Below are 23,439 nucleotides of genomic sequence, written 5' to 3'. Positions count from 1 at the left end.
ACTCGACTACGGCCCGCCGCACGCTTCGGCTCGTTGAACGCATCGACGTTCTCGCGGTCCGGCTCCAGCTACCCCCGAGCACGCTTTCTCGCCCATAAGACACCTTCGCCTCGGCGGACTGGGAACTCTGACCAGCACGCCACCGTCCACGCCCGAAGCTGTGTCCCGCGTGTGCACGTAGTTGGCCAGACAGGCCAGCTACGCCGCTCAGTCACAGGTCGGCGGGAGCGGGCGCATAAGATCGCCGGCATGGCGCTGCGACCCGTTCAAGTGAACATCAAGGCTCTCGACGCCGGGGCGGTCGGACGGTTCTGGGCGCAGGCGCTGGGCTGGACCGCCTACAGCCCTGGCGTGACCACCTATGTCGGGCCCGTCGGCGGCCTGGTCTGGCCGCACCCGGTCGCGGTCGGCGTCGACGTCGTTCCCGTCCCCGAAGGCAAGACGGCGACGAAGAACCGTACGCATCTCGATCTCGCCACCGCTTCCGAGGCGCACCAGGCGGAGCTGGTCGCGCGGCTGCGGGCGCTCGGCGCGACCCCCGTCGACGTGGGTCAGGGAGACGTCCCGTGGACCGTCCTCGCCGACCCCGAGGGCAACGAGTTCTGTGTGCTGGAGCCCCGCGAGGTCTACCGGGACACCGGCCCGATCGCCGCGGTGGTCGTCGACTGCGCGGATCCTCGGGTCATGGCCCGGTTCTGGGGCGGGGCGACGGACTGGGCCGTGCACGAGGTGACCGACGACCAGGCCGTGCTGCGCTCCGCGCGGGGCGTCGGCCCCTACCTGGAGTTCCTCCGCACGCCCGCCACCGCCCCCGTCCCGGACCGTGTCCATCTCGACCTGCTGCCGTACCCCGGTGACGACAAGGCGGCGGAGGTGGCCCGGCTGCGCGCCCTCGGCGCCACCGACCTCGACATCGGTCAGGGCGAGGTCCCGTGGACCTGTCTGGCCGACCCGGAGGGCCACGAGTTCTGCGTCCTCGCGCTGCCCTGACGCGGAGTCCGCGATCGCGTCGGGCCCGTCACCCCGGCACCTCGCGCACGGCCCTCCCTCTCAGGAGGCACGGCCGTCGGTCGCCCTCCTGGTCAGTTCCTCCATCACGGCCAGCGGCAGGGACGGGTTGGCGGCCGCGGCTTCCGCCACCGGGGCGGCGGGGTCGGAGAGCAGTTCGACGACCACCTCCGGCGGGAGGGCCGGGTGGCGCGCGGCGAGGGGCCGGAACCGTTCGTCCGCCAGGCACGGCAGGAGCGCGGGGGCCGTGGCCCGGGGGTGCCGGGCGATCTCGCTCAGCGCCTTCCGCGCCGGCGGCCGGTGCCGGGCCACGCGCTCCAGGACGGCCGGGGTGGCGTCCGGATTGGCCGCCGTGCCGGTGAGGACCTGGACGCTGTGCCGGTCGACCATGGCGTGCAGCCGGGCCTCGGAGAGACCGGGGTGCGCGGCGACGGCCGCGACCACCTTGGCGTCGGGATCGTCGGCCAGCGCATCACGGATGCCGGCCGGCAGATCACGCCGTCGCGCCAGGAGTGCGCGTACGGCGGCGTGCGGCGACCGGGCCAGCTCCTCGGCCTCGGCGGCCGTGGCGGAGGCGATCCGCGGCAGCACCGTGGCACCGATCCGGGTGGTGGCGGCCAGTTCCGTGAGGACGTCGAGCGGCACGCGCGGGTTGTGCGCGAGCGCGCGCCGTACGTCGGGGGAGCTGTCGCCGGCCAGCGCGCGCATCAGGGTCTCGCCGATCGCGGGGTTCGCGGCGAGGTCGGCGCGCGCGCCGGGCGTGGGGTCCACGGCGAGCCGCTCGTACGCCTGCGGGGGCAGGCCGGGGCGGCCGGCGAGCGCCCAGCGCAGCAGCATGGAGGGGTGGTCGGCGAAGCCCGCCGCCGCGTCCGCCGGGGTGGCCGGGTTCTCCAGGGCCGCCCGCAGGATGTCCAGGGCGGTGGACTCGTGGGAGCCGTCGCAGGAGGCGCCCGGCCGCAGATCGCAGTCGGGCCGTGCGCAGTCCGGGCTGTGTGCGAACGGCGGCTCCTCCCGGTCGCAGACCAGGCAGTGCCGCGCCGGAGGCAGCGCCTCGCCGCCGACGAGGGCGGCCAGCACCTCCGGTGGCGTCGCCTCGTTGGCCGCCACCGCGCGGCGGACCTCGGCGTGCGGATGCCGGGCGAGCCGCGCGGCCACGTCCGGCTCGCCCCACAGGGCCAGCTCCACGACGACCCCTACGTCCGGGTCGGCCGCGAGGGTCTCCACCACATCCGGCGGCAGGCCCGGGCAGGCGGCCAGCCGCTCCCGGTGTGCGACGACCGGGGACGCGGCGAGGAGGCGGGCCCACGCGGGGTCGCCGACGCGTTCGTCCAGCAGGGCGAGGGCGACCCGTGGCTGTGCCGTGGGGTCGACGTCGGCGGCGGTCAGCAGGCCCTCGTACGCCAGCAGCACACCGCCCGCCTCGTCCCGCGCGGCCAACGTGATCGCCTGCGCCCGGCCCAGATCGTCGCGGTGGGCGAGTTCGTCGTCGATCTCGGGGTCCGCGAGCGCGATCAGCCGGTCGAGCAGCGCGACCGGCAGCCCCGGATTGCCGGCGAGCCCGCACAGGAGAGGATCCACAGGGGGCATCCTGCCCCGGGCCCCCACCGCACGGCTCGTGGTTTTACCGCCGCGCGGCTCCTCGTACCACCGCAGCGCGGCTGTCGTGGTGCCGCTGCAGTCCACGGCCGCCGCGTCGCGGCCGGAAAGGCAAAGGCCCTAGCGTCGGTCGTCCGCCTGGGCCGCTCGTTCGGCGTTGCGCTTCTTGATGCGGGCGCCCTCCTTGCGGACCTCGGCCTGGGTGGCGCGCTCCTTCTGCAGCCACTCGGGGCTGTCCTGCTTCAGGGCCTCGATCTGCTCGGTGGTGAGGGGCTCGGTGACTCCGCCGCGGGCCAGTCCCGCGATGGAGACGCCCAGCTTCTCGGCGACCACCGGGCGGGGGTGGGGGCCGTTGCGGCGCAGTTCCTCCAGCCAGGCCGGCGGGTTCGTCTGGAGCGCGCTCAGCTCGGCGCGCGAGACGACGCCCTCCTGGAACTCGGCGGGCGTGGCCTGGAGGTACACACCCAGCTTCTTCGCCGCGGTGGCGGGCTTCATGGTCTGGGTGGTCTGGTGCGACGTCATGGGGTCAAGGGTATCGAGCGCGTGCGCGACCTCCGACCACGCCGCCGCCCGGCGCCGGGGACACCGCTGCCCGGCGGCGAGGCCCCTTGCCTGTTCGGTGGCGAGGAGACCGCTGCCCGGCGGCGAGGACCGGGCCCGTCGCCCCGCCCGTTAGCCTGGTCACGTGACAGGCTCGGAAGCATCCTCCTCGCTCCCTTCGTTCCGGCTCGCCTACGTCCCGGGGGTGACGCCCGCCAAGTGGGTGCGGATCTGGAACGAGCGGTTGCCCGACATCCCCCTCACCCTCCTCCAGGTGTCCGCCGCCGAGGCGTTCGGTGTGCTGCGGGACGGCGGGGCCGATGCCGGTTTCGTACGGCTGCCGGTGGACGACACCGACCTCAGCGCGATCCCCCTCTACACCGAGACCACGGTGGTCGTGGTCCCCAAGGACCACGCCGTCGCGGCGGTCGAGGAGGTGACCACCGAGGACCTGGCGGACGAGGTCGTGCTGCACCCTCTGGACGACACCCTCGACTGGGAACGCCCGCCGGGAGAGCCCGCGTTCGAGCGTCCCGCCACCACGGCGGACGCGATCGAGCTGGTGGCGGCCGGGATCGGACTGCTCGTCGTCCCCCAGTCGCTGGCCCGGCTCCACCACCGCAAGGACCTCACCTACCGGCCCGTCACGGACGCCCCCGAGTCCCGTGTCGCCCTGTCCTGGCCCCAGGACGCGACCACCGACATGGTCGAGGACTTCATCGGCATCGTCCGCGGCCGCACGGTCAACAGCTCGCGGGGCCGGGCGAAGCCCCCGGAGGAGAAGAAGCCACAGCAGAAGGCGCAGCAGAACGCGCACCAGAAGCCCAAGCGCCCCGGCACCGGCAAGCCGACCGCCCGCACCTCCCGGGGCGGCTCGTCCGGCGGCAGGAACGCCAAGAGCGGCGGCAGGCCCGGAAAGCCCCGCCGCCGCTCGTAGCCGCCCTCGACGGGCCGCAGGCCGATCAGGGGTGCGGGACGTGTCGATCTGCGGCTCCGCCGCGTGGGCGCGACCGTCCCCCACACACCCGCACCCGACTCACGAAGCCAGGCCCCCTCTCCTCACCGCTTCTTGATCCTCAGGAACGTCACGGAGTTCGCCGGGAACGTGTAGCCGAACTTCGCGGCCACCCCACTGAACGTGGACTTCACCGGCGCCACCGGCGTGGCCGTCTCCGTGTTCACCGCGTCCGGCGCGGCCGTGAGCGTGGTCACGGCCGCCGTGGAGCGCACCTTCGCACCGCCGAGGTCGATCGCCGCACGCGCGGCCACCCCCTGGGCGTTGACGACCTTGAGGATCAGGTCGCCCGTCCTCACGTCCCGCGTCACGACCTGCCGGAACGGCTCGGCCGGCTTGTCGTCGGTGAAGCTCCCCCACTCCTTGCCGTCCAGCAGCAGGGTCACCTGCCGCCCGCGCACCTCGACCTCGACGTCGTAGGTCCGGCCCGTCTCGATCGTGCCCGGCTTGGAGATCAGCGAGGACTTGCCGCCGTCGACGGCCTGCTCGACCGCGCTGGTGGTGTTGTTCCAGCCGCCGAGGTTCCACCAGTAGTAGTTCCCGGTGTCCTTGACGCCGAAGGCGACGAGGAAGCCCTCCTTGCCGGACTTCTTGGTGGCCTTCACCTTGAGGTCGTAGTCGTGCCAGGCGGTGTCGCCGGCGGTGACCATGGTGTTCTCGGCGGCCGCGTCGCTCTGCACGTACTGGCCGTCCTGGACGCTCCAGTTGCCGCCACCGGTGTGGTTCCACTTCGAGGCGTCACCGCTGAAGTCGTCGGCGAACAGGGACGTCCCGTCGGCCGAGGTCACCCGCACGTCGTCGTACGCGGCCGTCGTGGCCCATGTGGAGAGGCCCACGGCTCCGGTGATCGGGCCGGTCAGCGCCGGGGTGCCGGTGCCCGTCGACGGCACCACACGGTCGCCGACGTTGTTCATGAAGAGCTTCTGCGTCTCGTAACTGGCGGAGTTCCACGACGCGTGATTGTTGAACCAGATCATGTCGGGGCGCCACTGCACATAGTCCTCGTTGGCGAGGAGCGGCGCGTAGGAGGCCAGCTTCACGATGTCGGCGTTGCGCTCCAGGCCGGTCATGAACGCGGCTTCGGAGAGCGCGTTCTTGAAGGCGTTGCCCTGGGAGGCGTACTCGCCGAGGAAGACCTTGGGGCCCTTCCGGTCGTACGAGTCGTAGCGGTCGTTGTTCTGCAGGAACCACTGCGGGCTGTTGTAGTAGTGCTCGTCGACCATGTCGACGTTCGCGTCGCGGTTCAGCTTCCAGGCGGTGTCGAACGTGGTGCCCGTGTCGTCGGGGCCGGAGTTCGAGATCACCGTGATGTCGGGGTACTTCGCCTCGATGGCGGCCCGGAACTTCTGGAAGCGGGCGAAGAACTCGTTCGGCAGGTTCTCCTCGTTGCCGACGCCGAGGTGGGTGAGACGGAAGGGCTTCGGGTGGCCCATCTGCGCCCGCTTCTTGCCCCAGGTGCTGGTCACGGGCCCGTTGGCGAACTCGATGAGGTCCAGTGTGTCCTGGATGTGCCGCTGGAGCAGGGCCTCGTCGTCGGTGGCCCGGTTCTGGCCGCAGCCGGTGACCAGGGCGGGCACCACGGGCAGCGGCATCGCGCCGATGTCCTCGGAGAACTGGAAGTACTCGTAGTAGCCGAGCCCGTAACTCTGGTTGTAGCCCCAGAAGTTGGCGTTGGTGGCGCGCTGCTCCACCGGGCCGATGGTGTCCTTCCACTGGTACGAGCGCGTACGCTCCCAGCCCGAGGCCTCGCTGTAGTCCTGCATGGAGCCGGTGTTGACCAGGCAGCCGCCGGGGAAGCGGACGAAGCCCGGCTCCAGTGCGGCGATCTTCTCGGCGAGGTCCTTGCGCAGGCCGTTCCTGTGCCCCTTGTAGGTGTCGCGCGGGAAGAGCGACACCTCGTCGAGGGAGACGGCGTCGGCGGAGGCGACGGTCAGACGGCCGTGGGAGCTGGTCCGCGTCGCCTTGAAGGTGACCCGGTACTTGGCCCAGCCGCCCTTGACCGAGACCCGACGGGCCTCGGCGAGCGTGCCGTCGGTGTCCTGGAGGGTGACGGTCAGCGCGGTACGGCCGTCGGCGCGCGCCCATACGGAGAAGTCGTACTTCTTGCCCTCCTCGACGTGGACGCCGGTGTTGTAGCCCGCGTTGGTGACGGCCGAACCGGCGCCCAGGGAGAGGTAGTTGCGGTTGCGCTCGTGGAGTCGGCCCGCGTCGTTCACGACCTGTGCGGTGCCGTCCACGGCCCACGAGGTGAGGGGGGTGTAGGCGCGGTTGTCGGCGGTCGAGTACTCGAAGGACCGGTTCTGCACGAGTTCGGCGTACAGACCGCCGTCGGCGGCCCGGTTGATGTCCTCGAAGAAGACGCCGTACATCGTGTCGTCGATCTTCGCGCCCCTGGCCCTGGGGTCGACGGTGATCGCGTAGTCGGTGACGTCCTCGGCGTGCGCGGGGGCCGGGACGGAGGCGGCGGCCACCAGGAAGGCGGTGGCGGTGAGGCCGAGTCTCCAACGGGTGCGGGTACTGCGTGACATGGATACTCCGCGGCTCGGGGTGGGGGTCGTGAGGTGCAGGAGTTACATGGACGGATGGAAGTTGTTCGAAATACTGAATGATGATCAGCACTTCGAACGGCAAGATAGGGAGGCCACCAAGACACCGTCAACGGGTCGCACGGCACCGAAAGTCTCGGAGAGGAAGGACGGATGAGCGGTTTCCTGCCAGTTCCCGACGCGTCGGCGTATCTCCGCGGCGAGTGGCGGGTCCTGCGGTCCGTGCGGGATCTGGCGAGCGGCGCGGAAGGGGAGTTCTCCGGAACGACCGTTTTCAGCCCGTTGGACGGCGGCGGCCTCCTGCACCGGGAGACCGGAAATTTCGTCTGGCAGAGCGTCGCGCGTCCCGCCGAACGTACGCTGCGCTTCCTGCCGGGGGCCGCGCCCGGGACGGTGGACGTCCGCTTCGCCGACGGCCGCCCCTTCCACGACCTGGATCTGACCACGGGCCACTGGCGGACGGAACACCCCTGCGCCGCCGACCTCTACCGGGGCGAGTTCTCGGTGTACGGCGAGGACCGCTGGCGGACGACCTGGCGGGTGGGCGGCCCCGCGAAGGACCAGCTCCTGGTCACCGACTACACCCGAGACCCCCCGGCCGGGGCCCTCCCTACTGCGCGGCGCCCAGCCTCAGGTTCCAGCGGCCCGCGTGGCCCGCGACCGTGACCGTCGACAGGGGACGGATGTCCATGTTCCAGTACGACGACGGCGGGGCCTTCAGGGCGTAGACCAGGGCGGCGCGCAGCACCGACGGCTCGGCCACCGCGACGACCCGGCCGCCCGCGCCCACCGGCCGGGTCTCGAGCCAGCCGCCTATGCGGGAGATGAAGCCGACCAGCGACTCCCCGCCGTGCGGGGTCGCGCGCGGGTCGGCCAGCCAGGCGTCCACGGCCGAGGGCTCCCGCGCCATGGCCTCGCCGAGCGTGAAGCCGCGCCACCGGCCCATGTCGCAGTCCCGCAGCGCGGGCTGGGCCAGCGGCGCGTAGCCGAGGGCGTCCCCGGTGGCCCGGCTGCGCGGCGTGGGCGAGCAGTAGCGCAGCTCGGCCGCCGCCAGCGGCACCAGCTCATGGGCGGCGCGCTGCACCTCGTCCCAGCCGGCCTGGTCCAGCGGCCGGTCGTCCTCGAAACGCTCAGCGAGCAGCGAGGAGCAGCGCGCGGCGGCGACGAACGTGACCCGAAGATGCATGCGGCGATGGTGGAACGGGGCCCTGCGCAGGTCAAGAGGCGTTACTCAGGAGTTACCCGGGGTTCTGCGTCCCGCACTCCGCGCACGCGACACCGCACCGGACGCCGCACGCGACCTATCCATCGCACCTCCGCCGCCCCTCCGCCGCCCCTCAGTCGAACAGCAGCGCCATGTACTGCTCGGGCTTGGCCAGCGGCTCGAACCCGAGCTTCGCGTAGACGCCGTGCGCGTCGTGCGTCGCGAGCAGGAGGCGTCGCAGCCCGCTGGGCCGCAGGTGCTCGCGCACGGCCGCGACCAGCGCGGTGCCGAGCCCGTTCCCCCGCGCCGAGGGGGCGACGTACACATCGCAGAGCCAGGCGAAGGTGGCCCCGTCGGTCACCACCCGCGCGTACGCGACCTGCTCCCCCGAACCCGCCTCATACGCACCGAAGTTGAGGGATCCCCGGATCGCGCTCTCCTGCTTCTCGCGGGTGCGGCCGAGGGCCCAGTAGGCGTCGGTGGACAGCCAGTGGTGGACCCGTCCGACGTCGATGCGTCCGGGATCGTCGGAGATCTCGTAGCCCTCCGGGACGGTGGGCGTCAACTCGTCGTTCATGACAGGACGTTCGCAGCCGGGGCGCCCGCTGTCGAACCTTTTACGGCCTCCTCCAGCCGCCGCACCCCTTCCGCGATCTCGCCCGCGCCCGCGACCCCGGCGAAGCTCAACCGCAGGTGCCCGGCCGGGGGTTCGGCGCTGAAGTAGGGGCGGCCCGGGGTGACGGCTACGCCCGCGCGCAGGGCGGCGGCGACCAGGGCCGCCTCGTCCGTGCCGTCGGGCAGGCGCAGCCAGAGGTGGTAGCCGCCGGAGGGGATGTGGGGCAGGGCGAGTTCGGGCAGAAGCGACCGCAGCGCGGAGGTGAGGGCGTCCCGACGGAGCTTCAACTCCCGTGAAACGGCGCGAAGATGGCGGGGCCAGGCGGGCGAGCCGACGAGTTCGAGTGCGGCCTCCTGAAGGGGGCGCGGCACGAAGAAGGTGTCGACGACCTGGATGGCGCGCAGCCGTTCCAGGACCGGGCCCCGTGCGGCCAGGGCGCCCACCCGGAAGCTGGGCGAGGTCGCCTTGGTCAGCGAGGAGACGTGCACGACCACGCCGTCGGGGTCGTCGGCGGCCAGTGGCCGGGGCAGGGGCCCGGCGTCCTCGTGCACGAGTCGGCGTACGAAGTCGTCCTCCACGACGAAGGCCCCCGCCTCGCGGGCGATCCGCAGCACCTCTGCCCTGCGGTCGGCCGACAGGGCGGCGCCGGTGGGGTTCTGGAAGAGCGGCTGGCAGACGAAGACCCGCGCCCCGGACGCCTTGAACGCGTCGGCGAGGAGGGCGGGCCTGACCCCGTGCGCGTCCACGGGCACCGGTACGGGGCGCAGTCCGGCCGCCCGCGCGATCGCCAGCATGCCGGGGTACGTGGGCGACTCGACGAGGACGGGCGCCCCTGGGGGCGCGAGGGCGCGCAGCGCGGTGGTGAGGGCGGACTGGCCGCCCGCCGCGACGATCACCTCGGCCGCGGTGATCGCCCCGCCGATGCTCCGCGCGAACCACTCGCGCAGCTCGGGCACCCCCTCGACCGGCGGCCGCGCCCACACCCCGGGCCGCCGCCCCGCCCTGGACAGGGCGGCGGCCATCGCCTGCTCCGGCTGGAGGGACGGGTGCAGATAGCCTCCGTTGAACTCGATGACGCCGGGCGGCGGAGAGGCGAGCGAGACCAGGACCCCGGAGGCGTCCACCGTGCGGGGCGACGGCTCGGCGCTGCCGTCCGCGCTCAGCGCGACCTCCTGCCAGGAGGTGTCCCCCACCGAGGCCGTGCCGCTCTCGCGCGGGCTCGCCCGGAAGGCGCCCGCACCCGGCCGGGTCACCACCAGCCCCTCGGCGGCCAGGTGCGCCAAGGCCCGCGACACGGTCACCGGGCTCACCCGGAACCGCTCGACGAGGGCACGGCTCGACGGCAGCTTTCCACCGACAGAGTAGCGGTCGAGCTCTTTTCTCAGCTGTTCCACCAGTTCCGCGACACTGCTACGCTCGTGCATGAGAGTAGAGAGTAGCGCTATCACCGAAACTTCAGTAGCGGTGGGCAGCCATCACGCCCCCGCCGCGCCCGGTCCACGTCCTCGCGCCGGCGGCACGCTCCAGGCCGCCCTCGGTGTCACCGCCTTCTCTCTCACCTTCCCCGCCACCACCTGGGGCCTGGAGGGCTTCGGCCCCTGGTCCCTGGTCGGCGTGCGCAGCGTGCTGGCCGCCGTCATCGCCGGTGTCTGTCTGCTGGCCCTGCGGGTCCCCCTGCCGGGCCGACGGCACTGGGCGGGGCTCGCGGTCGTGGCCGCCGGTGTCGTGCTGGGCTTCCCGACGCTGACCACTCTCGCGCTCCAGACCTCCACCACCGCGCACGCCGCCGTCGTGGTCGGGCTGCTCCCGCTGACGACCGCCCTGTTCTCGGCCCTGCGCATGGGCACCCGTCCCTCGCGTACCTTCTGGACCGCCGCCCTCGCCGGAGCCGCCGCGGTGCTCGCGTTCACCGTGACCCAGAGCGGCGGCGCCCTCACCACGGCCGATCTCTGTCTCTTCGGCGCCCTGCTGGTGTGCGCGGCCGGCTACACCGAGGGCGGGCGACTGGCCCGGGTGATGCCGGGCTGGCAGGTCATCGGCTGGGCCCTGGTGCTCTGCCTGCCGCTGAGCGTGCCGGGCGCACTGCTGGCCCTGTCGTACGAGCCCGCCCTGCTGACCGCGCACAGCGTGGCCGGGCTGTTGTGGGTGGCGGCCGGGTCCCAGTTCCTGGGGCTGGTCGTCTGGTACCGGGGCATGGCGGCGATCGGCATACCGAAGGCCAGCCAGTTGCAGCTGGCGCAGCCGCTGCTCACACTGGTGTGGTCGGTGCTGCTCCTCGGCGAGCAGCTCACCCCGGCCGCGCCCCTGACGGCCGCCGCCGTGCTGGTCTGCATCGCGGTCACCCAGCGCTCGTCCGCCTGAGTCGGGTGCGGGAGCACGCGAGAGCCGTACGCACACAGGTCCATCCGGCGCCGCCCGCAATAGACTGCGGTCACGGACCGCCACTCCCGTGCAGAACGAGGAGGCCCCCGATGCGAGCAGTTGTAGGCGACACCCTGCTGGTGCACGGCAGGACCGTCGGGCACCACGACCGGACCGCGGAGGTCCTGGAGGTGCTCGGTCAGGACGGCAATCCGCCCTACCGGGTCAGGTTCGACGACGACGGGCACGAGGCACTGATGTCCCCCGGCCCGGACACCGTCGTCCGCCACCCCGAGGACCCCAGGTAATCGTCCTTCCCGGCGCCCCCGGGCCCAGTACCACGAGCCCTTCCCCGGGTTCCGTCAGCGCGGTGGTTCCGCCGGCCGCTGGTAGTGGTCGGCGACCACGCGTGCCATGGCGCCGATCTTGTCGACGCCGACCTCCTTGGCCGAGAAGAAGACATGTCCGCGCGCCTCGGGGAAGTCGCGGGCCAGGGTGAGGTGCGACGACAGCTCGGCCGGGTCCTGCCAGGCCGCGGGCTGCGCCGGGTCGCCCGCCTTGTAGAGGGCCTCCCCGATGTACAGCCGCGTCCCGCTGCCCCGGGCGGTCTGCGCCCACCAGGGCAGCAGCTTGGCGTAGTCGGCCGCGGCGAAGCCGATGTTCCAGTACAGCTGCGGGACGATGTAGTCGATCCAGTTCTCCCGGACCCACTTGCGGGTGTCCGCGTGCAGGTCGTCGTAGGTCTGCACGCCCGCTCGGGTGTCCGAGCCCGACGCGTCGGTCTCGGCGTTGCGCCACACGCCGAAGGGGCTGATCCCGAACTGGGTGCCGGGCCGGATCGTCTTGATCTGGGCCGCGGTCTCCCGCACCAGCAGGTCGATGTTGTCGCGCCGCCAGGCCGCCCGGTTGGGGAAGCTCGCGCCGTACCGGTCGTAGGCCTCGTCGTCGTCGAAGACCTGACCGGCCACCGGGTACGGGTAGAAGTAGTCGTCGAAGTGCACGGCGTCGACGGCGTACCTGCGGACGGCGTCGAGCATGGCCTTCTCCACGAAGGCGCGGACGGCGGGGATGCCGGGGTTGTAGTAGAGCTTGCCGCCGTAGGGGACGACCCAGTCGGGGTGCTGCCGGGCCGGGTGCGAGGCGACCAGCCGGCTCGGGTCGGTGTGGACCGCGACCCGGTACGGGTTGAACCAGGCGTGCAGTTCGAGCCCCCGGGCGTGCGCCTCCTCGACGGCCGTGCCCAGCGGGTCCCACCCGGGGTCCTTGCCCTGGGTTCCGGTGAGGTACTGCGACCAGGGCTCGTGCGGTGAGGGCCAGAGGGCGTCTGCGCTGGGGCGGACCTGGAAGATCACCGCGTTGAGACGGCGGTCCACGGCCGTGTCGAGGTGGGCGAGGAGTTCGGCGCGCTGTTCGGCGGCGGTCAGGCCGGCCTTCGAGGGCCAGTCCCGGTTGAGGACGGAGGCCAGCCACATACCGCGCAGCTCGCCCTCGCCCGCCCTGCGGCGCGGTCTCGGTTCCCCGCCGGCGATGGCGGTGCCCGCCGCCACTCCGCCGGCCGCCACGAGGGTCGCCGCCGCGGTCGCCCAGAAGGCCCGCCGTGACATCCGTGGCTTGCGATGCATCCTCGTACCTCCGCGTACCGCGTCCCGCGTGTCCGCCCCGTCGCGGACCGTTCCCGGACCAAGCCTTCCATGTGACACCCGGAATACTGATCAGTAGGCGTCGCGGGTAACGTGCAGGTTTGGCGCAGGCCCCCACCAGGGGTATCTGCCAGGCACGAAATACTGTGAAAGGGACGATGTGACGGACATCCCGGCGGGAGACATTGCACGCGTCGGAGTCGTGGGCTGCGGCCAGATGGGAGCGGGCATCGCCGAGGTGTGCGCCCGCGCCGGACTGGACGTCAAGGTCGCCGAGACCACCGGCGAAGCCCTGGAGATCGGCCGTACCCGGCTGTTCAACTCCCTGTCCAAGGCCGCCGAGCGCGGCAAGATCACCGAGGCGGAGCTGGACGGGACCCAGGCGCGCCTGAGCTTCACCACCGATCTCGGCGAGTTCGCCGACCGTGACCTCGTCATCGAGGCGGTCGTGGAGAACGAGCAGGTGAAGACGGAGATCTTCCAGGTGCTCGACCAGGTGGTGACCCGCCCGGACGCGATCCTCGCCTCCAACACCTCCTCGATCCCGCTGGTGAAGCTCGCGGTCGCCACCTCGCGGCCCGACCACGTCATCGGCATCCACTTCTTCAACCCGGCCCCGGTGCAGAAGCTCGTCGAGCTGATCCCGGCGCTGACCACCTCCGAGGGCACGCTCAGCCGGGCGCAGCTGTTCGCCGAGAAGGTGCTGGGCAAGCACGCCGTGCGGGCCCAGGACCGCTCGGGCTTCGTCGTCAACGCGCTGCTGGTGCCGTATCTGCTCTCCGCGATCCGGATGTTCGAGTCGGGCATCGCGGGCCGCGAGGACATCGACAACGGCATGGAGCTGGGCTGCGCCCACCCGATGGGCCCGCTGAAGCTCTCCGACCTGATCGGCCTGGACACCATCGTCTCCATCGCCAATTCCATGTACGAGGAGTACAAGGAGCCGCTGTACGCCGCTCCCCCGCTGCTCCAGCGCATGGTGGACGCGGGGCGGCTGGGCCGCAAGACGGGTTCGGGCTTCTACGCCTACGCCTGATCTCCCGACCGTTCGACTACGCACGGTCAGTTCCCTTTCGCGCACGGGCCCGGCACCGGAGAAGGTGCCGGGCCCGTCGTATTCACACACCGTGTGCGCGGCGGACACGCATATGCCGCTCGCACACTCTCCCCACCCGCCCACCAGGCGAGTTGACTTCACGTGCGCATGCAAGGGATGAGGACGACTACAGAGAGGAGCGGACTCGTGGCCATCGACCCCGAACATCCCGTGCTCCATGGCGAACTCGCAGAGTTACGCCGCCGTCTGGACGTGGCACACGCGCGCGTCGAAGGCGGGCACACCCTGCTGAGCCACCGCGCCGAGCAGACCGCCAAGGAACTGGACGATCTGAGCGCGCGGGTCGTCAGCCTGGAGCACGCCCGCTGGCCGCTGCCCGCGGTGGCGGCCCTCACGGCACTGGGCGCCCTGGTGGTGTCCATCTGGCAGGCGCTGGGCCGCTGAGAGCCCCTCGGGCGGGACGTGACGGGGGGTTCAGGGCTGGGCGTCCTGCCCGAGCCGTAGGTGGTGCAGCAGGAGCAGGGCGGCCGCCATGTTGGCGGCCGGGACCTCGCCGCGGGCGACCATGTCGGGGACGAGCTTGAGGGGGACCCATTCCCGACGGTCCGACTCGAAGTCGTCCACGGGGTGGCCGACGTACACGCCCTCGTCGGCCCAGTAGATGTGATGCCGGGCGTCGGCTAGCCCGTTGGAGGGCTCGACGCTCATCAGGTGGTGCAGGGGTCCCGGCCGCCATCCGGTCTCCTCCTCCAGTTCACGGGCCGCCGCCTCGGCGATGGCTTCGCCGTCCTCGACTACGCCCGCCGCGAGCTCCCAGCCCCAGCTGTCGGTGATGAAGCGGTGCCGCCACAGGAGCAGCACCTCGTTCGAGTCGTTGACCACGGTGGCCACGGCGACGGGCCGCAGCCGTATCAGGAAGTGATCGAGGTGCCGCCCGTCCGGCAACGCCACATCCGCGAGATTGACGCTGAACCAGCGGTTCGAGTACACAGTTTGTTCGCTCTGTTTCGTCCACTGCACGGTTCTGCCACCTTCCGCCGAGTAAGTGGCAATATCGCAGCAGGAGCTTGGTGACAGCAGGCGCACAGCCGGTGCACGGCCGCGCCCCGGGGCGGCGTCAGAGCGGTACGCGCAGTGCCCCGTCGATGAGTTCGGCGGCCTCGGAGGTCCCCGCGCAGCCGCTGCGCACGAGGTGCTCGCGGACCGCCCGCAGTCTGTCACGCAGGCGCATGGACTCCATTCCGCGCGCCCGCTCGGCCATCTCGACGGCGGTGGCCGCCGCCTTGTCCGCGTTGCCCTGCCGCAGTTCGATCTGGCTGAACATCGCGAGCCGGTGCACCCGCCCCCGGTCGTGCGCCGGGGATTCGACGGCCGCCGCGGCATGCTCCGCCGCGGCCGTCAGGTCACCGAGGCTGAGCAGTGCCTCCGCCACCTGTACGTTCACCAGGCCGGGTTGGACATAGCCGGTCTCATCGGGTTCGCACCCGCGCCGGATGCGCTCGGCGGCCTGCTCCGCCCGCCGGATGCAGGACAGCGCGCTCGTGCCGTCGCCGAGGTGCGCGTACGCCTTCGCCTGCATCGCGTACAGATCGGAGGCGAGCGCCGGGGTGATGTCCGTACCGGCCGTACGCAGCGCCGCCTCGGCGAAGGCGACGGCCTGCCGGTACTCCCGCATGAACAGCGACTGGTTGACGAGGAGCGCGATCACATACGTTCCGAGCCCCCGGTCCCCGCTGGCCTTGGCCAGCCGCAGCGCCTGGTGGAAGTAGCGCTGGGCCAGGCCATGGGCGTCGGAGTCGTACGCGCAGATCCCGGCGATCGCGACCAACCCCCCGGTGGCGCGGTGCAGTTGGCGGCCGGTGGCGTCGGTGTAGCTGCCCCGCAGCAGCGGTGCGGCCTCGGCGTTGAGGAACCCGACGATCCGGGTGCGGGTGGCGACACCCCCGGCCTTGCGGTACATCTGCTCGTAGTGCGTCCGGGCGGCGCGCAGCATCTCGATGTCGGCCAGGCTGACGTGATGTCGTCCCCCACGGGAGACGTCGACGTCCTCCGGCGGGTTCTCCCACTCCCAGACGGGCATCACGGCGGGGGTCCCGGTGACGGCGGGGGCGCCCAGGACGTGCGGCCGCTGTTGTTCGTCGGAGCGCCACAGGGCGGTGGCGCGCTCCACGAAACCGGAGAGCCCGGCACCGTGCGGGGAAGCCGCCTCGCCCGGCACACCGAGCCCGATGTCGTCGAGGGTGACGGTTCTGCGCAGGCGTGCGGCGAGCACCTCACAGATCAGGTCGGGCACCTGTCCTCGCGGCCGCTGCCCCTTCAACCACCGTGCCACGGCGGTGTGTTCGTATCTCAGCTCCAGCCCCCGGGCCCGCCCCGCCTGATTGACATGGGCGGCGAGACCGGCGTGGGAGATACCGGCCTCGTCGAGGATCGCGTCGAGCAGGGTGTTGGGCTGCATGGAGGCCCTCCGGTGGCTCGGTGCCGGCGAATCGCAGCGTAGCGCCTCCCTCTTCACACGGGGTGTGAAGGGAACGCCCGAATTCGGGCTGTGTGCGCGCTGTCGCAGAGAGTTTCGGACAGGTTGACTGGGATCCCTCGCCAAGAGGCCGGCCGGGCCGCCGGCTCCCCCTCGTACAGTGCGGTGGCCCGTCCGGGCGGAGCGGGGGCGACTACGGGGTGGGGGCGACTGGAGGGTTGTCGGCTGCGGGTCGTTGGTGGCCGTGCCCCGGGACTCTGGTCGCGCAGTTCCCCGCGCCCCTCAAGACAAGTGGACGTTCGTTGCGGAGTAGCAGTATCGCGATGTCGTCCTTGGGCCTTCCTCCTGCGTGGCGGAGGAGCTGCCAGAACACCGCCCGCAGGACGGCCTGAGGACAGATGGGGCGGCCGCTCACGGCTTCCCTCAGCGCGGCCGCCAGGGGGAAGAAGCGGCCCTGGCCGTCTCTCGCGTCCTCCACGCCGTCCGTGTGGAGGAACAGGGCCTCGCCCGGGAGGAGTTGGCCGCAGGGCGTGACCGGGAGCTCGGCGGGCAGCGGGAAGAGGCCGAGCGGGGGCAGGGGGTCGGCCCGGGTGACGGGCGACGCGCGGCCGACGCTGAGCAGGTAGGGCCAGGGATGGCCGCAGTTGAGGGCGTGGAGTTCGCCGTCGGGGGTGATCTCCAGCAGGAGGACGGTGACGAAGTCCTCCGCGGTCTCGCTGCCGGCACGGTCCCGGAGATGGCGGGCGAGGGCGCGGTCGAGACGGGCGAGGACTCCGGCGAGTTCGGCCTCGTCGTGGACGGCCTCGCGGAAGCTGCCGAGGACGGCGGCGACGGTCCCGAGGGCGGCGAGGCCGTGGCCGCGCACGTCGCCCATCACGACCCGTACCCCGTGCTCGGTGGCGATCACCTCGTACAGGTCGCCGCCGACGGTCGCGCCCCGGTCGGCGGAGAGCTGGGCGGCGGCGGTGGCGAGCCCGTCGATCCGTGCGGGCAGCGGCCTGAGCAGCACGTTCCGGGCGACGCCCGCGACCACGCGCGCCTGCCGCACTTCCCGCAGCAACTTCCGCCTGACGTGGAGCATCAGCCCGGTGCCGACTGCGAGGACGACGGCACCGCCGACGATCCCGGCACCGAGCCGACCGGAGAGGCGGCGCCCCCGGGACCACGCCCGACGAGGGGCCTCAACCCTGTTTCGAATCATGCCGTTGGCCCCCCATCAGGCCCGGACAGCGCGTACGGCCCAGAGAGGCCGGTCCGATTCTGTCCACAGCACGCCCGGTTGGGGGCGATCACTCACCTTTGTCACCCGAATGAGTGAGGTGACCACACGGAGGGCTGGGGGCATCAGGGCTTGCCCCATGCCTCTCAGGGGCGCGGGGAACTGCGCGACAGGCCACGAACGATCCGCAGCCGCCGTACAACCGCAGTTCCCCCACCCCTCAGGTGCCCTAGCTGCGCAGCACGGCCCCCGTACGCTCGCCCGCGAGGGCGACCGCCGCGTCCCGGGCCGCCGACGCCTCGTCCACGGTCAGCGTGCGATCCGCGGCCCGGAAGCGCAGCGCGTACGCCAGCGACTTCCGCCCGTCACCCAGCTGCTCCGCGTTCTCGTACACGTCGAACAGCCGGATGCCCTCGAGGAGTTCACCCGCGCCCTCACGCAGCGCGGCCTCCACGTCGGCGTGCGGCACGAACGCGTCGACGACGAGCGCGACGTCCTGCGTGGCGACCGGGAACGTGGAGATGCTCGGCGCCTGCGGGGTACTGTCCCCCACCTGCTCCAGGGCGTCCAGGTCGATCTCCATCGCGGCGGTCCGGGCCGGCAGCCCGAGCGCCTTCAGGACGCGCGGGTGCAGCTCACCGGCGTGGCCGACGACCCCCTCGGTGCCGTCGGCGACGACCACGAACTCGGCGCAGCGGCCGGGGTGCCAGGGACCGTACTGGCCCTTGCGGACGACCAGTTCGGCACCGGCCTCGCGGGCGACCGCGCGGCCCGCCTCGACGGTGTCGGCCCAGTCGGCCGGGCGGCCCCTGCCCCACCAGCCGGCCTGCTCGCGGGCCCCGGCGACGACGACGGCGACGTGGCGCGGCTGCTCGGGCAGCGCGGCGTTCAGCGTCGCGATCTCCTCGTCCGTGGGCCGACGGTCGACCGGCAGCGCGACGGCGACCCGCTGCTCCTCGCGGGGCAGGAAGACCAGGCCGGTCTCGAACAGGGCGAGGTCGTGCGTGCCCCGGCCGTCGTTGCGCCGCAGCGCGCCCAGCAGACCCGGCAGCAGCGAGGTGCGCAGCGCGGGCTCCTCGTCGTTGAGCGGGTTGGTGAGCCGGACGACGCGGCGGGCCGGGTCGTCCGCCTCCAGGCCGAGCTGGTCGAAGACCTGCTCGCCGATGAAGGGGTAGTTCGGCGCCTCGACGTATCCGGCACCGGCCAGTGCCCGCCCGACCCGGCGGTGCAGTCGCTGCCGGTGGGTGAGGCCGCGCCCCGCGGGGGGCTTGGGCAGCGTGGAGGGCAGGTTCTCGTAGCCCTCCAGCCGGATGACCTCTTCGGCGAGGTCGTTCGGGTCGGTGAGGTCGGGCCGCCAGGACGGCACGGTGACGATCAGCTCGTCCTGGCCGTAGACGTCGCAGCCGACCTCCTGGAGGCGGCGTACGACGGTCTCGCGGCCGTACGCGACGCCCGCGACCCGGTCCGGGTGGTCCGCCGGGATCGTGATCGTGCGGGGCGCGGACGGGGCGATCACCTCGGTGACGCCCGCGTCGGCGGTGCCACCCGCGAGGAGCACGAGCAGGTCGACGGTGCGCTGGGCGGCGGCGGCCGCGGCCAGCGGGTCGACGCCGCGCTCGAAGCGGCGGGACGCCTCCGACGACAGCTTGTGCCGACGGGCCGTGCGCGCGATGGCGACCTGGTCGAAGTGGGCGGCCTCGATGACGACGTCGACGGAGGCGTTCTCCACATCGTCGTGATCGGCGATCTCGGTGTTGGCGCCGCCCATGACCCCGGCGAGGCCGATGGGGCCGCGCTCGTCGGTGATCACCAGGTCCTCGGCGTGCAGGGTGCGGGTGGTGCCGTCGAGGGTGACGATCTTCTCGCCCTCCTCGGCCCGGCGGACGCCGATGGTGCCCTGGACGAGGGCGCGGTCGTAGGCGTGCAGCGGCTGGCCCAGCTCCATCATCACGTAGTTGGTGATGTCGACGGCGAGCGAGATCGGGCGCATGCCGACCTTCTGCAGCCGGCGCTTGAGCCAGATCGGGGAGCGCGCCTCGGCGTCGAGCCCGGTGACGGTGCGGGCGGTGAAGCGGTCGCAGCCGATCGGGTCGGAGACCTGGACGGGGTGCCCGAACGCGTTCGGGCCGGGTACGTCGAGGAGGGCCGGGTCGCGCAGCGGCAGGCCGTAGGCGATGGCGGTCTCGCGGGCGACGCCGCGGATCGACAGGCAGTAGCCGCGGTCGGGCGTGACGGCGATGTCGAGGACCTCGTCGACCAGCTCCAGGAGTTCGATCGCGTCCTTGCCGACCTCGGTCTCCGGCGGCAGCACGATGATGCCCTTGGTGCCGTCGTCGCCCATGCCCAGCTCGTCGCTGGAGCAGATCATGCCGTGGGAGTTGCGGCCGTAGGTCTTGCGGGCGGAGATGGCGAAGCCGCCGGGCAGTTCGGCGCCGGGGAGGACCACGACGACCTTGTCGCCGACGGCGAAGTTGCGGGCGCCGCAGACGATCTCCTGGGGCTCGCCGGTGCCGTTGGCGGTTCCGACGTCGACGGTGCAGAAGCGGATGGGCTTCTTGAACTCCGTCAGCTCCTCGATGGTCAGCACCTGACCGACGACGAGGGGGCCCTTGAGGCCGTCGCCGAGCTGCTCGACGGTCTCCACCTCCAGGCCGGCCGAGATGAGCTTGGCCTGTACGTCACGACCGGTCTCGGTGGCCGGCAGGTCGACGTACTCCCGCAGCCAGGAAAGCGGGACCCGCATCAGATCTCCATCCCGAACGGCCGGGTGAACCGGACGTCACCCTCGACCATGTCTCGCATGTCTTCGACGTTGTGGCGGAACATCAGCATCCGTTCGATGCCGAACCCGAAGGCGAATCCGCTGTACTTCTCGGGGTCGACGCCGCAGGCGACGAGGACCCGGGGGTTGACCATGCCGCAGCCGCCCAGCTCGATCCAGCCCTCGCTGGAGCAGGTGCGGCAGGGGCGGTCGGGGTTGCCGACGGAGGTGCCCTTGCAGACGTAGCAGAGCATGTCCATCTCGGCGGACGGCTCGGTGAACGGGAAGAAGTTCGGCCGCAGCCGGGTCTTCATGCCCTCGCCGAACAGCGACTGGACCATGTGGTCGAGGGTGCCCTTGAGGTCGGCCATGGTCAGGCCCTCGTCGACGGCGAGCAGCTCGACCTGGTGGAAGACCGGGGTGTGCGTGGCGTCCAGCTCGTCGGTGCGGTACACACGGCCGGGACAGATCACGTACACCGGCAGCTCGCGGTCGAGCAGGGAGCGGATCTGCACGGGCGAGGTGTGGGTGCGCAGCACGACACCGGACTCGGTGCCGCCCTCGGGGCCCTGCACGAAGAAGGTGTCCGCCTCGCCCCGGGCCGGGTGGTCCGGGCCGATGTTGAGCGCGTCGAAGTTGAACCACTCGGCCTCGACCTGCGGGCCCTCGGCGACCTCGTAGCCCATGGCCACGAAGATGTCCTCGATGCGCTCCGACAGCGTGGTGAGCGGGTGGCGGGCGCCGGCGGGGACGCGGTCGTACGGCAGCGTGACGTCCACTGCCTCCTCGACCAGCACCCGGGCGTCGCGCTCGGCCTCCAGCTCGCTCTGGCGGGCGGCGAGGCCCTTGTTCACCGCGCCCCGGGCCTGGCCGACGAGCTTGCCGGCCGCGGCCTTGGCCTGCGGGGGCAGCGCGCCGATCTCGCGGTTGGCGAGGGCCAGCGGGGAGGTGCCCCCGGTGTGGGCGACCTTGGCCTCCTGGAGCGCGTCGAGGGAGTCCGCGGCGGCGAAGGCGGCGAGCGCCTCGTCCCGCATGCGCTCGATCTCTTCCGGTTTCAAGGCCTCGACCTCTACAGGGTCGTACGACTTATTCGGTGCCGACATCTCTTCCCGTGCTTCCGATTGGCTGGCGGATGGTCCCCGTACCGACTCGTGGACAGATCGTCACGGTTTTTGGGACACAAAGGTGCCAAAGGCCGAGTCTAACGGGGTGGAGGTGTACGAACGCGCCCGTGGTGCTCAGGCCAGATAGGCCGGCGCCGCCACGGGCAACGTAAATCGGAACTCGGCGCCGCCGCCGGGGGCGCGTCCGACGGTGATGGTGCCGCCGTGGGCTTCGACGATGCCCTTGACGATGTACAGCCCGAGACCGGTGCCACCGCGCTTGCTGCCCCGCCAGAAGCGGGTGAAGACGCGGTTCATGGACTCCTCCGGAATGCCACTGCCCTCGTCGCTCACCGTGACCGACGTGGCGGTGTCCTCGCCCTCCCGGGGGGACTCCGTGGCCGTGACGTCAATCGTGACGGTTCCCTCGCCGTGCCGCACCGCATTTTCCAGCAGGTTGCTCAGCACCTGGTCGATCTTGTCGGGGTCGGCCCACAGAGCGGGCAGCGGCTGCTCGATCCGCAGCAGGAAGCGGTCGGCGGGCTGTCCGGCGGCGACATAGGCCTGGATGTGCCGTCCGACGGCCGCGCCCATGTCCACGGGCTGGCGTCGTACTTCGAGCCGCCCCGAGTCGATGCGCGAGATGTCGAGCAGCTCGGCGATGAGCCGGGTGACCCGGTTGGCGTCGGCGTCGACGGTCTCCAGCATGAGCTTCTTCTGGTCGTCCGTGAACCGCTCCCACTTGGCGAGCAGCGTCGCGGTGAACCCCTTGACCGAGGTCAGGGGTGAGCGCAGTTCGTGGGCCACGGTGGCGATGAGTTCGGCGTGGCTGCGTTCGGTGCGGCGGCGGGCCTCGGTGTCGCGCAGGGAGACGACGACGCGGCGGACGGGGCCGGTGGGTTCGCTGCGGAGGTAGCGGGCCGATACGAGGATCTCGCGCGCCCCGGGCAGCAGCAGGTTCCGCTCGGGCTGTCCGACGCGGATGGCGAGGCCCCCGTACGGGTCGGTCAGCTGCCACCAGCGGCGGCCTTCGAGGTCTTCTAAGGGGAGGGCCCATTCGAGCGGGCGGCCGAGGGCGTCGGCGGCGGGGGTGGCGGTGATCCGGGCGGCTGCGGCGTTGAAGCAGATCACGCGGCCGTTCTCGTCGGCCACGACCAGTCCGTCGGGGAGGTCGTCGGGGTGGATGCCCAGTTCGGCGAGATCGCCCTGCCGGGCCGCGGATGTGGCGCGCACGTCCCGTGCCACCGGTGTGCCGCTGGTGCCGACCCTCATCCCCGTACCCCACCTCTCGCTCTGTGCAGTGGGCCCCCGAGCCCGTCACCCTACTAGCTGGGCGTGACGGTGCGGCACCCTCCGAAGGCGCGCTGTGCACGGGCGGACGCGTAGAGACATACGGCGGCGGCGGTCGCCAGGTTCAGGCTTTCCGCCTTTCCGTGGATCGGTACCCGGACGACGGCGTCGGCCAGCGCCCGTGTCTCCTCGGGCAGCCCCCAGGCCTCGTTGCCGAACACCCAGGCCGTGGGCCCGCCCATCGTGCCCTTGTCGAGTTCGTCGTCGAGGTCGTCCTGGCCCGCGCCGTCGGCGGCGAGGACGCGTACGCCGATGCCCTTGAGCCCCGCGACGGCCTCGTCCACGGGTACGCCGACGGCCACCGGCAGATGGAACAGCGATCCGACGGAGGCCCGCACGGCCTTGGGGTTGTAGAGGTCCACGGAGGCGTCGGTGAGCACGACGGCCTCGGCTCCGGCGGCGTCGGCGCAGCGCAGCACGGTGCCGGCGTTGCCGGGGTCGCGGACGTGGGCGAGTACGGCGACGAGCTTGGGGCGGCTGTCGAGGATCTCCGCGAAGGGGGTGTCGAGGAACCGGCAGATCCCGACGAGGCCCTGCGGGGTGACGGTCGTGGAGATGTCGGCGATGACGGACTCGTCGGCGAGGTGGACGCGGGCGCCGGCGGTGCGGGCGTCGCCGACGATGTCGGCGTACCGCTCCGCGGCGTCGACCGTGACGAACAGCTCGACCAGGGTGGGCGTGCCGTTCGGCCGGTGCCCGGTGGCCTCCCGCACGGCCTGCGGTCCCTCCGCGAGGAAGAGCCGGTCCTTCCCCCGGAAGTTCCGCTTCCCGAGCCGCCGGGCCGCGGAGACGCGGGCGGAGCGGGGGGAGATCAACTCAGGGGCTGGCTCTTATACACATCTCCGAGCCCACGAGACTCGACGTCATCTCGGATGCCGTCTTCTGCTTGAAAAAAAAAAAAAATGTCCTTGGAAAAGCAGAAAATTACTTGAAATAAATCTTTGAAG

21 protein-coding genes are annotated in these 23,439 nt (G+C 72.0%); 7 read left to right on the top strand and 14 right to left on the bottom strand.

All coding sequences use genetic code 11. The annotated features are described in order from the left end of the window. Positions 1-249: 249 nt before the first annotated feature. Complete coding sequence (locus GWK25_RS16110) at positions 250-990, top strand: VOC family protein (protein ID WP_215450905.1); 741 nt, start codon at positions 250-252, stop codon at positions 988-990. Positions 991-1,050: 60 nt separating this feature from the next. On the opposite strand, the gene GWK25_RS16105 is transcribed toward GWK25_RS16110, so the two are convergent. Further along, positions 1,051-2,586, bottom strand: a complete 1,536-nt coding sequence (locus GWK25_RS16105) for a hypothetical protein (RefSeq protein WP_215450904.1) — start codon at positions 2,584-2,586, stop codon at positions 1,051-1,053. A gap of 138 nt (positions 2,587-2,724) precedes the next feature. After that, a complete protein-coding gene (locus GWK25_RS16100; protein WP_215450903.1) occupies positions 2,725-3,126 on the bottom strand; it encodes a DUF5997 family protein in 402 nt (133 codons plus the stop codon). Positions 3,127-3,289: 163 nt separating this feature from the next. Between GWK25_RS16100 and GWK25_RS16095 the strand changes: the two genes are divergently transcribed. Then, complete coding sequence (locus tag GWK25_RS16095; RefSeq protein WP_215450902.1) at positions 3,290-4,081, top strand: LysR family substrate-binding domain-containing protein; 792 nt, start codon at positions 3,290-3,292, stop codon at positions 4,079-4,081. Positions 4,082-4,203: 122 nt separating this feature from the next. On the opposite strand, the gene GWK25_RS16090 is transcribed toward GWK25_RS16095, so the two are convergent. After that, complete coding sequence (locus tag GWK25_RS16090) at positions 4,204-6,687, bottom strand: alpha-L-arabinofuranosidase C-terminal domain-containing protein (RefSeq protein WP_215450901.1); 2,484 nt, start codon at positions 6,685-6,687, stop codon at positions 4,204-4,206. A 171-nt stretch (positions 6,688-6,858) separates the two neighbouring features. Between GWK25_RS16090 and GWK25_RS16085 the strand changes: the two genes are divergently transcribed. Continuing rightward, on the top strand, positions 6,859-7,371 hold the full coding sequence (locus tag GWK25_RS16085; RefSeq protein WP_251828881.1) for a DUF6314 family protein: 513 nt from the start codon (positions 6,859-6,861) through the stop codon (positions 7,369-7,371). Here GWK25_RS16085 and GWK25_RS16080 read toward each other — a convergent pair. The 3 genes from GWK25_RS16080 to GWK25_RS16070 all read right to left on the bottom strand — a co-directional run bounded on the left by GWK25_RS16080 (position 7,316) and on the right by GWK25_RS16070 (position 9,949). After that, positions 7,316-7,891, bottom strand: a complete 576-nt coding sequence (locus GWK25_RS16080; protein ID WP_215450900.1) for a histidine phosphatase family protein — start codon at positions 7,889-7,891, stop codon at positions 7,316-7,318. The two genes, GWK25_RS16085 and GWK25_RS16080, sit on opposite strands and share 56 nt — an antisense overlap. Before the next feature lie 151 nt (positions 7,892-8,042). Further along, the gene (locus GWK25_RS16075) at positions 8,043-8,486 is read right to left on the bottom strand and encodes a GNAT family N-acetyltransferase (protein WP_215450899.1); all 444 of its coding nucleotides are present in this window, start codon (positions 8,484-8,486) and stop codon (positions 8,043-8,045) included. Next, positions 8,483-9,949: a PLP-dependent aminotransferase family protein gene (locus GWK25_RS16070; RefSeq protein ID WP_215450898.1), complete on the bottom strand. Its 1,467-nt coding sequence runs from the start codon at positions 9,947-9,949 to the stop codon at positions 8,483-8,485. Before GWK25_RS16070 ends, GWK25_RS16075 begins: the two co-directional genes overlap by 4 nt. On the opposite strand from GWK25_RS16070, the gene GWK25_RS16065 reads away from it, so the two are divergent. Both GWK25_RS16065 and GWK25_RS16060 read left to right on the top strand, forming a co-directional pair. Beyond that, on the top strand, positions 9,948-10,886 hold the full coding sequence (locus GWK25_RS16065) for a DMT family transporter (RefSeq protein WP_215450897.1): 939 nt from the start codon (positions 9,948-9,950) through the stop codon (positions 10,884-10,886). The two genes, GWK25_RS16070 and GWK25_RS16065, sit on opposite strands and share 2 nt — an antisense overlap. Before the next feature lie 110 nt (positions 10,887-10,996). Further along, on the top strand, positions 10,997-11,194 hold the full coding sequence (locus tag GWK25_RS16060; protein ID WP_215450896.1) for a DUF1918 domain-containing protein: 198 nt from the start codon (positions 10,997-10,999) through the stop codon (positions 11,192-11,194). A gap of 54 nt (positions 11,195-11,248) precedes the next feature. Here the strand turns inward: GWK25_RS16060 and GWK25_RS16055 are convergent, their stop codons facing one another. After that, a complete protein-coding gene (locus tag GWK25_RS16055) occupies positions 11,249-12,508 on the bottom strand; it encodes a glycoside hydrolase family 10 protein (protein ID WP_251828880.1) in 1,260 nt (419 codons plus the stop codon). Between the two features lie 178 nt (positions 12,509-12,686). Between GWK25_RS16055 and GWK25_RS16050 the strand changes: the two genes are divergently transcribed. Both GWK25_RS16050 and GWK25_RS16045 read left to right on the top strand, forming a co-directional pair. Continuing rightward, positions 12,687-13,562: a 3-hydroxybutyryl-CoA dehydrogenase gene (locus GWK25_RS16050; protein ID WP_215450895.1), complete on the top strand. Its 876-nt coding sequence runs from the start codon at positions 12,687-12,689 to the stop codon at positions 13,560-13,562. Positions 13,563-13,769: 207 nt separating this feature from the next. Next, positions 13,770-14,027 carry a hypothetical protein gene (locus GWK25_RS16045; protein WP_184896212.1) on the top strand — a complete coding sequence of 86 codons (258 nt, stop codon included), beginning with the start codon at positions 13,770-13,772 and terminating at the stop codon, positions 14,025-14,027. Between the two features lie 30 nt (positions 14,028-14,057). Here the strand turns inward: GWK25_RS16045 and GWK25_RS16040 are convergent, their stop codons facing one another. The 7 genes from GWK25_RS16040 to GWK25_RS16010 form a co-directional block, all read right to left on the bottom strand. Then, a complete protein-coding gene (locus GWK25_RS16040) occupies positions 14,058-14,603 on the bottom strand; it encodes an NUDIX domain-containing protein (protein ID WP_215450894.1) in 546 nt (181 codons plus the stop codon). Positions 14,604-14,700: 97 nt separating this feature from the next. Beyond that, positions 14,701-16,041 carry a transcriptional regulator gene (locus GWK25_RS16035; RefSeq protein WP_215450893.1) on the bottom strand — a complete coding sequence of 447 codons (1,341 nt, stop codon included), beginning with the start codon at positions 16,039-16,041 and terminating at the stop codon, positions 14,701-14,703. 211 nt (positions 16,042-16,252) lie between these two features. Then, entirely contained in the window at positions 16,253-17,260 is a 1,008-nt protein-coding gene (locus GWK25_RS16030; RefSeq protein WP_215450892.1) for a PP2C family protein-serine/threonine phosphatase, read from the bottom strand. A gap of 247 nt (positions 17,261-17,507) precedes the next feature. Beyond that, a complete protein-coding gene (gene pheT, locus GWK25_RS16025; RefSeq protein ID WP_215450891.1) occupies positions 17,508-20,021 on the bottom strand; it encodes a phenylalanine--tRNA ligase subunit beta in 2,514 nt (837 codons plus the stop codon). After that, positions 20,021-21,142 (bottom strand): phenylalanine--tRNA ligase subunit alpha, encoded by a 1,122-nt coding sequence (gene pheS, locus GWK25_RS16020; RefSeq protein WP_215450890.1) that lies wholly within the window; start codon positions 21,140-21,142, stop codon positions 20,021-20,023. Before pheS ends, pheT begins: the two co-directional genes overlap by 1 nt. A gap of 135 nt (positions 21,143-21,277) precedes the next feature. After that, positions 21,278-22,414, bottom strand: a complete 1,137-nt coding sequence (locus tag GWK25_RS16015) for an ATP-binding protein (protein ID WP_215450889.1) — start codon at positions 22,412-22,414, stop codon at positions 21,278-21,280. Between the two features lie 53 nt (positions 22,415-22,467). Further along, on the bottom strand, positions 22,468-23,307 hold the full coding sequence (locus tag GWK25_RS16010; protein WP_215450888.1) for an RNA methyltransferase: 840 nt from the start codon (positions 23,305-23,307) through the stop codon (positions 22,468-22,470). Positions 23,308-23,439: the final 132 nt, after the last annotated feature.

This window comes from Streptomyces sp. ATCC 21386 (assembly GCF_018728545.1).
Taxonomy (GTDB): domain Bacteria; phylum Actinomycetota; class Actinomycetes; order Streptomycetales; family Streptomycetaceae; genus Streptomyces.
Note: the sequence above shows the minus strand (reverse complement) of the source record. Positions and strands in the feature narration are given on the sequence as shown.

Bases quoted from the DNA above. Each gene is read 5' to 3' on its own strand.
- GWK25_RS16055 (WP_251828880.1), bottom strand. From the start codon at position 12,508: ATGCATCGCAAGCCACGGATGTCACGGCGGGCCTTCTGGGCGACCGCG.
- GWK25_RS16110 (WP_215450905.1), top strand. From the start codon at position 250: ATGGCGCTGCGACCCGTTCAAGTGAACATCAAGGCTCTCGACGCCGGG.
- pheT (WP_215450891.1), bottom strand. From the start codon at position 20,021: ATGCGGGTCCCGCTTTCCTGGCTGCGGGAGTACGTCGACCTGCCGGCC.
- GWK25_RS16090 (WP_215450901.1), bottom strand. From the start codon at position 6,687: ATGTCACGCAGTACCCGCACCCGTTGGAGACTCGGCCTCACCGCCACC.
- GWK25_RS16075 (WP_215450899.1), bottom strand. From the start codon at position 8,486: ATGAACGACGAGTTGACGCCCACCGTCCCGGAGGGCTACGAGATCTCC.
- GWK25_RS16070 (WP_215450898.1), bottom strand. From the start codon at position 9,949: ATGCACGAGCGTAGCAGTGTCGCGGAACTGGTGGAACAGCTGAGAAAA.
- GWK25_RS16035 (WP_215450893.1), bottom strand. From the start codon at position 16,041: ATGCAGCCCAACACCCTGCTCGACGCGATCCTCGACGAGGCCGGTATC.
- GWK25_RS16060 (WP_215450896.1), top strand. From the start codon at position 10,997: ATGCGAGCAGTTGTAGGCGACACCCTGCTGGTGCACGGCAGGACCGTC.
- GWK25_RS16080 (WP_215450900.1), bottom strand. From the start codon at position 7,891: ATGCATCTTCGGGTCACGTTCGTCGCCGCCGCGCGCTGCTCCTCGCTG.
- GWK25_RS16030 (WP_215450892.1), bottom strand. From the start codon at position 17,260: ATGATTCGAAACAGGGTTGAGGCCCCTCGTCGGGCGTGGTCCCGGGGG.
- GWK25_RS16015 (WP_215450889.1), bottom strand. From the start codon at position 22,414: ATGAGGGTCGGCACCAGCGGCACACCGGTGGCACGGGACGTGCGCGCC.
- GWK25_RS16085 (WP_251828881.1), top strand. From the start codon at position 6,859: ATGAGCGGTTTCCTGCCAGTTCCCGACGCGTCGGCGTATCTCCGCGGC.
- pheS (WP_215450890.1), bottom strand. From the start codon at position 21,142: ATGTCGGCACCGAATAAGTCGTACGACCCTGTAGAGGTCGAGGCCTTG.
- GWK25_RS16100 (WP_215450903.1), bottom strand. From the start codon at position 3,126: ATGACGTCGCACCAGACCACCCAGACCATGAAGCCCGCCACCGCGGCG.
- GWK25_RS16065 (WP_215450897.1), top strand. From the start codon at position 9,948: ATGAGAGTAGAGAGTAGCGCTATCACCGAAACTTCAGTAGCGGTGGGC.